Source organism: Pelagimonas sp. (assembly GCF_050633425.1).
Taxonomy (GTDB): domain Bacteria; phylum Pseudomonadota; class Alphaproteobacteria; order Rhodobacterales; family Rhodobacteraceae; genus Pelagimonas.
This window is the reverse complement of record NZ_JBOEGM010000005.1, coordinates 46,635-60,000: the sequence shown is the minus strand read 5'-3', so window position 1 is coordinate 60,000 and position 13,366 is coordinate 46,635. Positions and strand designations below refer to the sequence as shown.

The following is a 13,366-nucleotide window of genomic DNA, read 5'->3' as shown; positions in this document are numbered from 1 at the left end:
GGTCGTTGGGGAACGCGATTATGTGGGCGACAGATTTGCCTCAGTCGTGGCGAAATCATGGCCAAGTCGGGGCTGGGAGATTGACTTGGGGCGGTTTCGTTGGGCAGGCTGCTTACAAAATATAAAACGGGCAAGACCTGAGGCAGTCAGATGTATCGCAATTTTATAGCGCTCGCGTGTGCGGGCGTCCTTGCTGCTTGTGCAAGCGGCAGCGGAAGCAATCCGATCAACGATCTTGATCCAGATGACACAACGCTGATCGACGAAGGCACTGTGCCCGACGAGACGCCGACCGGTGACGGGGATGGCGACGCCAATACGGTGTTTGGCAGTGATCTGAACAACGACCGATTGACCGCAAATGAAATGTCGTTTGACGAGGACACTGGTGAGCTGGTGCTCAACAACATGCCGTTTGATGGCGACGACAATATCTATCAGCGCGATGCAACGATTTCGGATAATTTCGGGTCGTCGACTTTCGACGTCTACCGCAATGCCGCCGGACCGGCGAGCTATTTTGCCGTCTTTCGGGTGTCGGACAGCGGCTATAGCCAAGTCGGAACCGCGGGTACAGAAAGCTATGTCAGCTTTGGTTATGGCGGCGCGGCGGCCCAGCGTCTGAGCGGGACCGGGGCCTTGCCGGATGACCAGCAAACCTATGTGTTCACAGGCGAATATGCCGCCGTTCGCACCGTGATTGACCCGGACAACGGATCAGTCATGCAATATGTTTCGGGCACGGCGACCCTGCGGGTCGACACCGAAGATTTCGATGATACGGGTGTTGTCGGCGGCTTTATCGCGGATCGATCTTTCTTTGATGCCAATGGCGTGCAGATCACCGATCTGGATGGGGTCGGCGATTTCATCACACTGACCGACACCGACATCAACTTTGACAATTGGACCATCACTTCGGCCGATGCGACCGTCTTCACAGACAGCGGAACAACCGTTGGCGCGTCTGGCACCTGGGACGGGTTGTTTGCCGGCCCCAATGGTGAAGAGATCGCCGGGGTTGTGGTCGTCGAAGGGACAGGGCCAATTGGCATCGACCCGGACACAGGCAACTATATTGAGGTCGATGTCCGCGAAACTGGCGGCTTTATCGCGACCCGATAGGCAGATGCGCGCCCTCACCACATGGTTGCGACGACTGGTGCTTTCCTGCGCCCTGATGTCAGCGTGCACAGGGCTGGCCTCGGCCCAGGAAATGCGGCTGAGCCTGCCCGAAGCGCGGGCCGCCTCGGCGCGGATGTTGCAAGCTGGCAAGCCAGAAGCCGCGCTGATCCTGGCAGAAGGTGTTTTGCTTGGGGCTCCGGGCGATGTGGAAGGGCTGTTGCTCAAGGCACGCGCCTTGCAAGAGCTGGGCAAACACAGGGATGCGCGCAAGTCGGCGAAATTGGCCTGGAGCGTGTCCAACACCGACCGTGACAGGTTTTATGCCGCCATGGTGCAGGCCGGAACCTTGGTGTCGAACGGCCAAAAAGGCTATGCGCAATATTGGCTACGCCGCGCCGCACAGGTCGCCCCCGAAGAACGTCTGCGCGGGGCGGCGGTGCAGGATTTTCGAAAACTTCGCCGGGCCACACCATGGCGGCTTCATCTTGGGCTGACCTTTGCCCCGTCCGACAATTTGAATGGTGGTGCCAAAAACGAAAGCACCGATATCAACGGCTTCACGGTGCGCCCCGGCGCGCGACCCTTGTCAGGGCTGCGCTATGGATTGAACGCGGATTTCAGTTATCGCGTGCCGATTTCACGCAACACGCGGCTCAAATTTGGGGCCAATATTGAGGTGACCCGTGCCGAACTGAGCAGCGACGCCCGCGCCACCGACCCCGATGCCAAAAACAACGACTTTCGTGAAGACAGTTTTGGCCTTTCGCTGGATTACGAGGCCCGTGGCAAGACCGGATGGCTGGCTTCGGCGGGTGTCGATCTGACCCATAACACGAGACGCGGCGAAGGCTTTTCCAATGTCAAAGCGCTGCGGCTGTTTTACGGGCGCATGGTGATGCCAGGGGTGACGGGCAGTGCGCGGGCCGAATGGCGCCATGAAACGCTTGTGCATGGCTCGGGAAATGATCTGACCACACAGGAAATCGGGCTGGCGCTTGGCAAGCAGTTCGACATGGGGCGCTTGCGGCTAGACGCTTGGTTTAGTGACACAAATTCCGATCTGTATATGGTTGCCAATGAAACAACGGGCGCGCAACTGAGCTTCTCCAAAACGCGCGCCGTAAAGGGAATGCTACCACGGGTCGCGCTGAGTTACCGCGATATTGATTATGACAACGCACCCTTTGCCTTTCTCAGCGACATGACACGACATGACACGGAATGGAAACTATCGGTCGATGTTTTGCTGCCCAAGGTCGATTTCTATGGATTTGCCCCGGAAATCGGGCTGAGCTTTCGGGATCGTGGTTCGAATTACGGCATTTATGACTCGCAAAGTACCGATTTGCGGCTTGGCATCAAATCGGTATTCTGACCTCGGATTGTTTGCGCCCACACACCGTGAGTCGCTGCAAATAAGGGGATTTTCCAATGGGTGTTCGTTACTTACATACGATGGTCCGGGTCAAAGACCTTGAGGCTTCGATGGCGTTTTATGAGCTTTTGGGTTTGAAGGAAACGCGCCGTCATGACGTCGAATCGGCGCGGTTTTCGCTGATTTTCATGGCCCCAGAAGGCCAGGAAGAATGCCCCGTTGAGCTAACGTACAATTGGGATGGCGATGATGAGCTGCCGTCGGATTCGCGCCATTTTGGCCATTTGGCCTATTCTGTGCCCAATATTTATGAGGCCTGCCAGCATCTGATAGACAATGGGGTGGTGATCAACCGCCCGCCGCGTGATGGCCGCATGGCGTTTGTGCGCTCGCCGGACAATGTGTCGATTGAGTTGCTACAAGAGGGCGAGGCGCTGGAACCGGCTGAACCCTGGATCAGCATGCAAAACGTAGGTCACTGGTGATCAAACAAGCGACAGCGCTGGCGTTTGGGGCCTTTGGGTCCATGGCGCAGAGCTGTCCTTTGGCGCTTGTTTTGGCGCAAGATGTATCCTCATCGGTGGATGCGGAAGAATATATTTTGCAGCGCAATGGTCTGGCCGCGGCGCTGCAATCAGAGGATGTCAAAAGCGCGATCCTGCAAGGCGGGGGAATCGCGCTTGCGGTTTATGAATGGAGCGGTCGGCGCCAGTCTGAGATGGTTTTGGATTGGGTGATGTTGCGATCCGAAGCCGAGATCGAGCGCGCGGCGGCACGCGTTTTGTCGGCGCAAAGGTCAAATCATAAATTCCCGACAGCTTTGGGATATGCGTTGGGCTATGGCGCGGGCGTGATGGCGCGGGCCCCAGATTGTGATCGGCAGGTGATTGACCTGTCGGGCGATGGCATCACCAATGACGGGTTTTGGCCGCAGCTGGCCTATAAGCATTTTCCGTTTGAGGGCATCACGGTCAATGCCCTGGCGATCCTTGGGGCCGACCCGGATGTGGTCGATCATTTCACCTATGAGGTGCTGCGCGGCCCCGGCGCGTTTATTGAAACATCTCAAGGCTATAGCGGGTACGAGCGAGCAATGACCCGCAAGCTCTATCGCGAGATTGAAACACGGGTGGTGGGTGATGCGGCTCTGGCTTTGGATCACGATTAGCCTGTGGGCCGGGATGTGGGCAGGGATGGCCGATGCCGCCTGTCGGCAGGCTTTGGCCCTGGGGCTGGATGTATCGGGATCGGTGGACGCTGGCGAATACCGGTTGCAACTGGATGGATTGGCCGGGGCATTGATGGACCCGGAGGTGGCGGCGGCGTTTTTGACATTGCCCGAGTCCCCTGCCCGCTTGGCGATCTATGAATGGAGCGGTCCGCAATCGCAACGATTGTTGATCCCGTGGCGGGAGATTTCGGAGCAGGCGGACCTTGAGGAGGTCGCGACACAATTGCACAAGACGCGCCGCGCTTTGCAAGAGCCATCGACCGCTTTGGGCCGGGCCAAGGGATTTGGCGCAGCCCTTTTGGCGCAGCAACCATCCTGTTGGCGCAGCGTGCTGGACATTTCCGGCGACGGGGAATCGAACACCGGACCAAGACCTCAGGATGTGATGCCCTCAGGGATCACGATCAACGCATTGGTGATTGGGGGGGATCATCAGGAAACCGAAATATCAGGGCTGAGCGCCTATTTTCGGAGATATGTTATTCAAGGTGCAGATGCCTTTGTCGAAGTCGCGACAGGGTTTGACGACTACCAAGCCGCCATGAGCCGCAAATTGAAGCGCGAGCTGACCATTCTGGTACTGTCTCGCAATCCTTAACCCGCCCCGATACGTCCGGTTCTGTGACGCATGTGTTAGGGCGTGTGGCAGTCGTTAGTAAATGTAACGGATCTGGTCTGTCCAGTAACGTTCAACGCGGCGCAGCGCCGTGGTGATTTCGTCAATTCCATCCGAGCTTAGGACCGCTTTGTTCTGAAGACCGTCCGCATGACGCAAGAACAGCTCTTCTACGATGCCGCAAATATCGCGACCGCGCTGGGTCAGACGCACACGCACCGAGCGGCGATCAATTTCGCAGCGTTGGTGATGCATATAGCCCATCTCGACCAGCTTCTTCAGGTTGTAGCTCACGTTGCTGCCCTGATAGTAGCCGCGCGATTTAAGCTCGCCCGCCGTTACTTCGTTTTCACCAATGTTGAACAGCAGCAGCGCTTGCACCGCGTTCACATCAATAATGCCAAGTCGTTCGAACTCATCCTTGATGACATCCAGCAAAAGCCGGTGGAGTCGTTCCACCAACCCGAGTGCATCTAGGTAGCTCGCCATGAAGCCCTGATTGGAGCCGTTTTCCATGGACGAATGAATGCTCATATCTTTCTCCGCCTGTGAGTAGTTCGAACGGAGATTTGTAGAAAAAAACCAATATTGCGTTAAACCACATCGAAGACCGTGAAAATGCGATCTAATTTGGTCGCTTATTAACGTAAACCCCGCCATTTCTTACCGAAACCGAAAATTTCCGTTAAATGGTATACCAGAATTGCGCCGCTTGACGAAATGGTATACCAGATTCGCAGGGGAAATTTCGGGGGGAAATCGGATGGCGCGAATCCGTTCTATAGATGTTCAGGTGTTTGACGTGCCGCTGGAAGAGGTTTTAAGCGACGCCAAACACGGCGATCACACACATTTTGAGCTGATTACAGCGACTGTCCGGCTCGAAAACGGCGCAACGGGCACCGGCTATACATATACAGGGGGCAAAGGTGGGCGCGCGATTGCGGCCATGATCACCCATGACTTGGCCCCGTTTCTAACCGGTCAGGACGCCGAAAATATCGAAACGCTTTATGAACAGATGCAATGGCACGTTCACTATGTTGGGCGTGGCGGCATCGCCAGCTTTGCGATTTCAGCTGTGGATATCGCGCTGTGGGACCTGCGCGGCAAGGCCTCGGGCCAGTCTCTTGTACAAATGGCAGGCGGTACCAGCGACCGTTGTAAAGCCTATGCGGGTGGCATCGACCTCAACTTTGCACTGCCAAAACTGCTTGGGAATATTCAAGGCTATTTGGACGCTGGCTTTAACGCCGTCAAAATCAAGATCGGCAAACCGGACATGGCCGAGGACGTGGCGCGCATCCAAGCGGTGCGCAAGCTGATCGGCCCACACGCCCCCTTTATGATCGACGCCAATTACGCACTCAGCGTGGATCAGGCCATTGCCTTGGCCGGCGCGGTCAAAGACCAAAACATCACCTGGTTCGAAGAGCCGACCATCCCCGACGATTACAAAGGCTTTGGCCGGATCGCCGAGGCCACCGGCATGGCGCTGGCCATGGGCGAGAACCTGCACACGATCCACGAATTCGAATACGCCTTTGCGGACGCCAAACTAAGCTATGTTCAACCGGACGCGAGCAATTGCGGCGGGATCACCGGCTGGCTACAGGTCGCCGCGCTCAGCCGCACACATAACATCCCGGTCTGTAGCCATGGGATGCAGGAATTGCACGTGAGCCTTGTCTCATCCCAGCCCCACGGCGGTTGGCTCGAAGTTCACAGCTTTCCGATTGATCAATACACAACCCGGCCCCTGGTGGTGGAAAACCATCTGGCCGTCGCCCCATCAGACCCCGGCACCGGCGTCAGTTTTGACTGGGATAAACTTCACGCCGCCCATCAGGAGCATCACGCATGAGCACACAAATCAACGCCGCCTATTACCGCCGCAACAAGAGCTTTGTGGTCGAACCTGCGCCCTCGCCCCTGCCGGGTGACGGTGAAGTTGCAATCCGCATCGCCTATTGCGGCATCTGCGGCACCGATATGCATATCTATCACGGCAATATGGACGCCCGCGTCGGCGAAAGCCGGATCATCGGCCACGAGATGTCTGGCGTGGTCGAAGCGGTAGGTGCCGGCGTTGAGGGCTTTGACCTTGGCGAAAAGGTTGTGGTGCGCCCGCTGGATCATTGCGGTGACTGCCCCGCCTGCGAGGCCGGTCACACCCATATCTGCCACAAGCTGAAGTTCCTTGGCATTGATACAGATGGCGCGATGCAGGAAGTCTGGGTTGTGCCGGCCCATACGGTGCACTCCCTGCCCGATGACATGCGTCTGGATCACGCCGCGCTGATCGAACCGGTGGCGGTGGCCTGTCATGATGTGCGCTTGTCAGATCTGACCGAAGGCGAAGATGTCGTTGTCATTGGCGGCGGCCCGATTGGCGTTTTGGTCGCCATGGTGGCACGCGACGCCGGGGGCAAGGTGTTGATCTCTGAGGTCAATCCCAACCGTTTGGCCATTGCGCAAAAGATGGGTTTTGACACGGTGAACCCGGCCGAAACCGATCTGGCCGAGTTTGTGAACGCCCGCACCGGCGGCAAAGGCGCCGAGGTGGTGTTTGAAGTGTCAGGCAGCCAACCGGGTGTCGATGCGATGACCACCGTGGCGGCAACGCGCGGACGCATTGTTATGGTGGCGATCCACGCCCAAAAGCCAAGCGTCGACATGTTCCAGTTTTTCTGGCGCGAGCTGAAGCTGGTGGGTGTGCGGGTCTATGAGCACGAAGATTACGAAAAAGCGATTGCGATCATTGCTTCGGGGGGTGTCGATGCCGAGACATTCATCACCGACGTCGCGCCTTTGGATGACATTCAAGCGGCGTTTGAAGCACTGGATCGCAGCCCAACAGCGATGAAAAGCCTGATAAAAGTAGGAAAAGACGTATGAGCCAGATGTTTGATCTAAGCGGCCAGACCGCAGTTGTCACCGGAGCAAAGCGCGGCATTGGCCGGGGCATGGCCGAAGCCTTGGCCGCTGCTGGGGCTGATATTGTCGGTGTGTCGGCGTCATTACAGCCCGGTTCCGAGGTGGAACAGGCCGTGACGGCGATGGGGCGGTCGTTCAAATCCTATCAGTGCGATTTTAGTGATCGGGCTGCGGTGCGTGGTTTGGCGGCTCAACTGGAAGCAGATGGCGTTGCGGCAGATATTCTGGTGAACAATGCCGGGACGATCAAACGCAAACCGGCGGCTGAGCATCCCGATGACTGGTGGGACGAGGTGATTGAGGTCAACCTGTCGGCGCAATTTGTGCTGAGTCGCGAAATTGGCCGCGGCATGGTTGAACGCGGTCATGGTAAGATCATTTTCACCGCGTCGCTGTTAACCTTTCAAGGCGGGATCACGGTACCGGGCTATGCAGCCTCCAAGGGCGGCATTGGTCAGTTGACCAAGGCGCTGGCCAATGAATGGGCAGGCAAAGGCGTGAACGTCAACGCCATCGCGCCCGGTTACATTGCCACCGACAATACCCAAGCATTGCAAGATGATCCGGACCGTTCAGAGGCGATTTTGGGCCGTATTCCGCAGGGGCGTTGGGGCACACCAGAAGACTTTGCGGGACCGGTTGTGTTCTTGTCATCGCGCGCGTCAGATTATGTGAACGGCGAGATTTTGGTCGTCGATGGCGGCTGGATGGGGCGTTAAGGTTCTGACGCGCATTAGCGTCGATACCTGAACGGAAAACGCCTTTCCATTCATAAAAAATTCACCCTATGGTTGCTAGACTGTCACAAAGCGGCAGTCCGCAGCAATCGTAGGGGGCACCATTGCACAACACTTTGTCCATCGCGTCAGACGCTTTGCCACAGCAAAGCTATCAACAGGCGGTGCGCCCAGAAAATCAGGTGAACTACGGTAAAAAATCCGACCTGCCCAATGGCTGGTGGGTGCCGTTCGCCATTCTTTTGTCTATCGGGTTTTGGGCCAGCCTGTTGTGGTGGCTTCTTGGCTAAGCCGGGAACGGGCCATGGTCAGGCCCTAGGGTAAATTTGCGAGGAATTTTGCGGGGAAATCCAGTGGTAAATTCCGGAGGCAAATTCCTGGGGTAAATTCCGGGGGCATTCGGGTTTTGGCCCTCTGACCTTCAATCACTCCGTTAGCTGTCCCCAAGGACCAAGACAGCCCGACAGGTGCGCCCCCCGCCAAGACCACATCGTGGCGGCAAACGATCAATTGGGGGCCCCGCTGGTGGGCATCGCCCCCAATTCGCAGCCTTCTCTTGGCTAGGGTTTGGCCGCACAGACGCGGCGATCAAACGGGGCGATCAGAAGGGGGCGATGGATCAAAAAATCTCAGAGCTTACAGACCGATCAGAGCTTATAGGCCGATCAGAGCTTATAGGCCGATCAGAGCTTATAGGCCGATTTGACCAAATCAGTGGTCAAAACCTTGGCAAGATCAAAGGCGTCGTCCTCGGTCAAACGCCCAGAAGCCACCAGTTCGGCCAAATATGAGGCGTCAACCCGACGCGAGACATCATGGCGCGCTGGGATCGAACAAAAGGCGCGGGTGTCGTCGTTAAACCCGGCCGTATTGTAGAACCCACAAGTTTCAGTGGTGATTTGGCGATAGCGCTTGATGCCCTCGGCACTGTCAAAAAACCACCAAGCAGGCCCAAGTTTGAGCGCAGGATAGGCCCCGGCAAGCGGCGCCAACTCGCGTCCATAGGTGGTTTCATCCAGTGTAAACAACAGGATCGTCAAATCCGGTTCCATCCCGACCGCATCCAGCATCGGCTTGAGCGCATCAACAAAATCACAGCGGCGCGGGATATCAAACCCCTTGTCGCGGCCATGGCTGGCAAAGACCCGTGCGCTATGATTGCGGCTTGACCCCGCATGGATCTGCATGGTCATGCCGTCCTCAACGCTCATCCGGGCCATCTCAGTGAGCATTTGCCCACGAAACGCATCAGCCTCGGCCAATGTACAGCGGCCCGAAATCGCTTTGGCAAACAGCGCGGCGGCTTCGTCTTGCGGCAAATCTTCGGTGCGGGCAGTGGGGTGGCCGTGATCCGTGGCAGTGGCCCCGTGATCGCGGAAAAACGCGCGGCGCACACGATGAGCCGTCAGGTAACCGTCCCATGTGGCGGTGTTTTCACCGGTCAATTCGCCAAACCGGGCGAGGTTGTCAACAAAACCTTCAAACTCCGGGTCAACCACGGCGTCCGGGCGATAGGTGGTGATCACCCGCCCCGACCAATCACTTTGGATGATCTGTTTGTGCCAGCGCAGATCGTCAAGCGCGCCTTCGGTGGTGGCCAGACAGTCGATTTTGAACCGGTCAAACATCGCGCGGGGGCGGAATTCATCCATCGCCAAAGTGGTGTCGATATGATCGTAATAATCGTCGGCATTCTCGACGGTCAGCGGCTCAAGAAAGCCAAAGACATGTTCGAAGGAATGGTTGAGCCACAGGCCCGACGGCGTGCCGTGAAACAGGTGAATATGTTTGGCGAACAGCTGCCATATTTTTCGCGGATCTTGCTCAACCGGGCCGCCATCAATGCGCGGAATCCCCAGATCATCCATGGAGACACCCTGACTCACCAGCATGCGAAAGACATAGTGATCGGGGGTGACAAACAGCTCGGCCGGATTGGGAAACCGCTTGTTTTGGGCAAACCATTGCGGGTCGCAATGGCCATGCGGGCTTAGAATTGGCAGAGTTTGAATGGAACTATAAAGGGCACGGGCAAGCCCGCGCAACGCGTCATCATAAGGAAAGAGGCGGTCGGGATCAGTCAGAGGCATAGTCGGGAAGTCCTGTCGCGATGGAGTGCGCCCAAGACTGATATGTTAGTCCGCCAGTTTTGTCAAAGCGCTTTGAGCGCGCGTTTGTGTCAGATGTCCAACTCGGCCAATAGGTTAGCAAACGACGCCCCATGCATATCCCGATCAGCCTGAACCCCCTGAATGTGAGGACGCGGCAAGCTGAATTTGACGACATGAAGATCAGCAATGTCAAAACGTTTCAACTGGTCTGATTGCATTTGAAACAATTCGGCAACCCTTTCGCTACGAATTGCAACGCTGACCCGATCAAAGGTCAATGCATCCCCGCAGAAAATATCGACGGTCAACCAAAACGGACCGGCATTCTTGGAACGGATTTTCGGAACAACATCAGCAAGCCGGGTCATGCGCCGATCTCCTCGGTTGTCAGGCGAAAGGCCTGCATCGGATCGTCGAGTTCAAGCACGTGGTTGAGGCAGAATTCGTGGATCGCCCCGCGCGGCATTTCGGGCGGCGAAAAGGGAAAGGCAAAGGTCGGCATTTCCTCTTGTTCGGTCAGCGGATGGTGCAAAAGATAGGGGTTGAGCATCTTGGCAACTTCGCGGCTGAGCGCCTCGGTTTCGGCGGTGACAATGCCCATGACGCCCAATTCGGTGCCATTGACCGCATGGGTGTCGAGCGCGCCAAGCGTGGCGTTTTGGCCAATCACCCGCAGTTCGATCGTGAAGTCGCCACCGACGCGCGCCCCGATACGAGCCTGGGCCTTGGCGGTGCATTTGTCGACGATATCGTCACACCAAGCGTTGATGTGTTCAACATAGCGGGCGTCGCGGACAAGGGCGAGCGAGACGGTTTGGAACCCGGCCTGACGGGCCCCTTCGAGTTTGACGGTATAAGTGTCAGAGGGCACCCATGTGCTTCCGGTGACGCGCACAGAGCGATCATCGAGTGCGGTATAGGTGGCACCGCGCACGTCCAGATGCCCGCCGGGTTCGTACAATATATAGGGGTCAGAGTTTTCGTAGAGCATGTGGGCTGAGACCGTGTGCGGCGTGGCGCGGGCCTCGTCGCCCATGGGTGTCATGGTAAAACCGTCGGCGTCAAAGTCGATCAGGATGGTGCCGGAATTCGGGCTGGTGGTGGCCAGCGCCCCACATTCGCCGATCTTGGCCCCATGCCATGCGCCCCCGGCGTGACAGCCGCGCGCCAGCGGCAGAGCCGAGATAATCGCGGTGTCGGTGGTGCGCCCGGCGATGACAATATCGGCCCCGGTGTCGAGCGCCGCTTGGATCTGTTCGGCCCCGGCGAGGGCTACAATATTGGTGCAGTTGCGCAGGATGTCGGCGCTGATCTCTGGCGCGGCGGGGAGATCAGAGATGCGGCCATTTTCAAGCGCTTTGATCAACGTGTCGGCGGATTGGCCGCTTTTGAGCACGGCGAGATTGAGCTTTTCACCCCGTTCGGCTGCGATTTCACGGGTGATGTCGACGAGCCAATCGACGGCTGAATCCGCCCCGCAGGTGCCAGCGGTGCCGATGATAAGTGGCACACCGGCCTGGGCGCGGGCCTCCATCAATTCGGCCCATTCGGCGCGGGTCGAATTGCGCGAGTATTTCGAGGTGCCCGTACCAAGGTAATGGGGCCCACTATCCGTGGACCCCCCATCAATGGCGATGATGTCAGGTTTGGCGGCAATCCCGCGCGACAGTGCCGCGCGGTCATAGCCTAGGCCAAGTGCCCCAGAGGGGATGAGAACTTTGACCATCAGTCGGTGATCCTTTGCGGTTTGGTCAGGAAACGGCGCAGGAACATCGGGGCGACAAAGCCCAGAACTGCAACGGTCCACAATCCGATTGAGATGCCAGAGCTGAACAGATAGGTCCAATCTCCGTCCGACAGAACCATGGCGCGGCGCAGGGCGTCTTCCATGTTGCCGCCGAGCAGGATGCCAAGGATGATCGGCACGGTGGGCACGTCGAGTTTGCGCAGTATCCAGCCGAGCAAGCCAAAGGCGACCATCAACACCAAGTCAAAGTAGCTTCCAGAGAGCGAGTAGATGCCGACGAAGGACACCATTGTGACCCCTGGAAGCAAGACCCATGGCGGAACCATCAGGATTTTGACGAAGATTTTGACCATCGGCACGTTCATCAACAGCAGCACGAAGTTCGCGATCAGGAGCGAGGCAATCAGGCCCCAGACCACTTCGGGCCGGTCGGTGAACAGGGTTGGACCCGGCGTGATGTTGAGCGTCATCAACAGCGCAAGCAGAACGGCCGTGGTGCCAGAGCCGGGCACACCCAGCGTCAGCATCGGCACCAGCGCGCCACCGGCGGCGGCGTTATTCCCGGCCTCGGGCGCGGCGACTCCTTTGGCGACCCCAGTGCCGAAACCACCCTTTTCACCGGCGATGGATTTCTCGGACATATAGGCGAGGAAAGAGCCAAGCGAGGCCCCTGCCCCCGGCAAAACACCGGCGACAAAACCGACAACCGAGGCGCGGACCATAGTGACAGAGGAGCCGATGATGTCCTTGACCGGAATGGTGACTTTTTCAAGCTTCACACCGATTGAGGTGTTCTTGCCGTGGCTTTCAATGAAGAAGAAGACTTCGGCGATGGCGAACAGTCCGACGATGGCAACAAGGAAGTCGATACCGTCATAGAGGTGCAGATTGCCCCCGGTCAGGCGCGGCATGCCGGAGTTGTTGTCAACGCCGATCATCGCAATGCCAAGCCCGATACAAGAGGCAATCGCCGCCTTGGCTTGGTTGTTCGATCCGATGCCACCAAGCGTGGCAAAGGCCAGCAGGTAAAGCGCGAAATATTCAGCAGGCCCAAAGAGAAAGGCGATGCCCGCCAAGATTGGTGCCAAAAGCATCAAGCCGATGGTCGACAGAAAGGCCCCGACAAAAGACGCCACACCCGAGATCACCAGCGCATCACCGGCGCGGCCTTGTTTGGCCATCGGGTATCCGTCAAGCGTGGTCATCAGCGCCGGTTCATCACCGGGGATGTTGAGCAAGATCGAACTGATCCGCCCGCCATACATCGCGCCGTAATAAACAGCCGTCATGAGGACGAGGGCCGAGGTGGCATCAAGCCCCATCGAAAAGGTCAGCGGGATCAGAATGGCGACGCCGTTAGAAGGGCCAAGGCCCGGCAACGCGCCGATAATAGTGCCGATGAAACAGCCGAAAACGGCCAACATCAGGGTAAAGGGAGACAGGGCGATGTCGAAACCGATCGCCAGATTAGATAGCAATTCCATGGT

General features: G+C 57.6%; 14 protein-coding genes. 9 read left to right on the top strand and 5 right to left on the bottom strand.

Annotated features, from left to right (window positions below):
- Nucleotides 1-150: 150 nt before the first annotated feature.
- Genes ACRBB0_RS04880 through ACRBB0_RS04860 form a run of 5 tightly spaced genes read left to right on the top strand, consistent with a single transcriptional unit; the run spans nt 151 to nt 4,329 of the window.
- A complete protein-coding gene (locus ACRBB0_RS04880) occupies nt 151-1,125 on the top strand; it encodes a hypothetical protein (protein WP_431373285.1) in 975 nt (324 codons plus the stop codon).
- Nucleotides 1,126-1,129: 4 nt separating this feature from the next.
- Nucleotides 1,130-2,500 (top strand): surface lipoprotein assembly modifier, encoded by a 1,371-nt coding sequence (locus tag ACRBB0_RS04875; RefSeq protein ID WP_431373284.1) that lies wholly within the window; start codon nt 1,130-1,132, stop codon nt 2,498-2,500.
- Nucleotides 2,501-2,556: 56 nt separating this feature from the next.
- Entirely contained in the window at nt 2,557-2,985 is a 429-nt protein-coding gene (locus tag ACRBB0_RS04870; RefSeq protein ID WP_431373283.1) for a VOC family protein, read from the top strand.
- Nucleotides 2,982-3,668: a DUF1194 domain-containing protein gene (locus ACRBB0_RS04865; RefSeq protein ID WP_431373282.1), complete on the top strand. Its 687-nt coding sequence runs from the start codon at nt 2,982-2,984 to the stop codon at nt 3,666-3,668. Before ACRBB0_RS04870 ends, ACRBB0_RS04865 begins: the two co-directional genes overlap by 4 nt.
- Complete coding sequence (locus tag ACRBB0_RS04860; protein ID WP_431373281.1) at nt 3,640-4,329, top strand: DUF1194 domain-containing protein; 690 nt, start codon at nt 3,640-3,642, stop codon at nt 4,327-4,329. The genes ACRBB0_RS04865 and ACRBB0_RS04860 overlap by 29 nt, the downstream gene beginning before the upstream one ends.
- A gap of 54 nt (nt 4,330-4,383) precedes the next feature.
- Here ACRBB0_RS04860 and ACRBB0_RS04855 read toward each other — a convergent pair whose 3' ends face one another.
- Nucleotides 4,384-4,881 carry a MarR family winged helix-turn-helix transcriptional regulator gene (locus tag ACRBB0_RS04855; protein ID WP_431373280.1) on the bottom strand — a complete coding sequence of 166 codons (498 nt, stop codon included), beginning with the start codon at nt 4,879-4,881 and terminating at the stop codon, nt 4,384-4,386.
- Nucleotides 4,882-5,110: 229 nt separating this feature from the next.
- Here ACRBB0_RS04855 and ACRBB0_RS04850 point away from each other — a divergent pair, with 229 nt between their 5' ends.
- The 4 genes from ACRBB0_RS04850 (at nt 5,111) to ACRBB0_RS04835 (ending at nt 8,311) form a co-directional block, all read left to right on the top strand.
- Nucleotides 5,111-6,211: a mandelate racemase/muconate lactonizing enzyme family protein gene (locus ACRBB0_RS04850; RefSeq protein ID WP_431373279.1), complete on the top strand. Its 1,101-nt coding sequence runs from the start codon at nt 5,111-5,113 to the stop codon at nt 6,209-6,211.
- Nucleotides 6,208-7,245 (top strand): zinc-dependent alcohol dehydrogenase, encoded by a 1,038-nt coding sequence (locus ACRBB0_RS04845; protein WP_431373278.1) that lies wholly within the window; start codon nt 6,208-6,210, stop codon nt 7,243-7,245. The genes ACRBB0_RS04850 and ACRBB0_RS04845 overlap by 4 nt, the downstream gene beginning before the upstream one ends.
- Complete coding sequence (locus tag ACRBB0_RS04840) at nt 7,242-8,003, top strand: SDR family oxidoreductase (protein WP_431373277.1); 762 nt, start codon at nt 7,242-7,244, stop codon at nt 8,001-8,003. The genes ACRBB0_RS04845 and ACRBB0_RS04840 overlap by 4 nt, the downstream gene beginning before the upstream one ends.
- 122 nt (nt 8,004-8,125) lie before the next feature.
- Nucleotides 8,126-8,311, top strand: coding sequence for a hypothetical protein (locus tag ACRBB0_RS04835; protein ID WP_431373276.1), 186 nt, complete (start codon nt 8,126-8,128; stop codon nt 8,309-8,311).
- Nucleotides 8,312-8,704: 393 nt separating this feature from the next.
- Here the strand turns inward: ACRBB0_RS04835 and uxaC are convergent, their stop codons facing one another.
- The 4 genes from uxaC to ACRBB0_RS04815 form a co-directional block, all read right to left on the bottom strand.
- Entirely contained in the window at nt 8,705-10,111 is a 1,407-nt protein-coding gene (gene uxaC, locus ACRBB0_RS04830; RefSeq protein WP_431373275.1) for a glucuronate isomerase, read from the bottom strand.
- A gap of 89 nt (nt 10,112-10,200) precedes the next feature.
- Nucleotides 10,201-10,500: a DUF4387 family protein gene (locus ACRBB0_RS04825; protein WP_431373274.1), complete on the bottom strand. Its 300-nt coding sequence runs from the start codon at nt 10,498-10,500 to the stop codon at nt 10,201-10,203.
- Nucleotides 10,497-11,858, bottom strand: coding sequence for an acyclic terpene utilization AtuA family protein (locus ACRBB0_RS04820; protein WP_431373273.1), 1,362 nt, complete (start codon nt 11,856-11,858; stop codon nt 10,497-10,499). Before ACRBB0_RS04820 ends, ACRBB0_RS04825 begins: the two co-directional genes overlap by 4 nt.
- Nucleotides 11,858-13,363 (bottom strand): tripartite tricarboxylate transporter permease, encoded by a 1,506-nt coding sequence (locus ACRBB0_RS04815; protein ID WP_431373272.1) that lies wholly within the window; start codon nt 13,361-13,363, stop codon nt 11,858-11,860. Before ACRBB0_RS04815 ends, ACRBB0_RS04820 begins: the two co-directional genes overlap by 1 nt.
- Between the last annotated feature and the right edge of the window lie 3 nt (nt 13,364-13,366).

Excerpts from the sequence above, each read along its gene's own strand:
- ACRBB0_RS04880 (WP_431373285.1), top strand. The coding sequence starts at position 151 with ATGTATCGCAATTTTATAGCGCTCGCGTGTGCGGGCGTCCTTGCTGCT.
- ACRBB0_RS04875 (WP_431373284.1), top strand. The coding sequence starts at position 1,130 with ATGCGCGCCCTCACCACATGGTTGCGACGACTGGTGCTTTCCTGCGCC.
- ACRBB0_RS04870 (WP_431373283.1), top strand. The coding sequence starts at position 2,557 with ATGGGTGTTCGTTACTTACATACGATGGTCCGGGTCAAAGACCTTGAG.
- ACRBB0_RS04860 (WP_431373281.1), top strand. The coding sequence starts at position 3,640 with ATGCGGCTCTGGCTTTGGATCACGATTAGCCTGTGGGCCGGGATGTGG.
- ACRBB0_RS04855 (WP_431373280.1), bottom strand. The coding sequence starts at position 4,881 with ATGAGCATTCATTCGTCCATGGAAAACGGCTCCAATCAGGGCTTCATG.
- ACRBB0_RS04850 (WP_431373279.1), top strand. The coding sequence starts at position 5,111 with ATGGCGCGAATCCGTTCTATAGATGTTCAGGTGTTTGACGTGCCGCTG.
- ACRBB0_RS04845 (WP_431373278.1), top strand. The coding sequence starts at position 6,208 with ATGAGCACACAAATCAACGCCGCCTATTACCGCCGCAACAAGAGCTTT.
- ACRBB0_RS04840 (WP_431373277.1), top strand. The coding sequence starts at position 7,242 with ATGAGCCAGATGTTTGATCTAAGCGGCCAGACCGCAGTTGTCACCGGA.
- uxaC (WP_431373275.1), bottom strand. The coding sequence starts at position 10,111 with ATGCCTCTGACTGATCCCGACCGCCTCTTTCCTTATGATGACGCGTTG.
- ACRBB0_RS04825 (WP_431373274.1), bottom strand. The coding sequence starts at position 10,500 with ATGACCCGGCTTGCTGATGTTGTTCCGAAAATCCGTTCCAAGAATGCC.
- ACRBB0_RS04820 (WP_431373273.1), bottom strand. The coding sequence starts at position 11,858 with ATGGTCAAAGTTCTCATCCCCTCTGGGGCACTTGGCCTAGGCTATGAC.
- ACRBB0_RS04815 (WP_431373272.1), bottom strand. The coding sequence starts at position 13,363 with ATGGAATTGCTATCTAATCTGGCGATCGGTTTCGACATCGCCCTGTCT.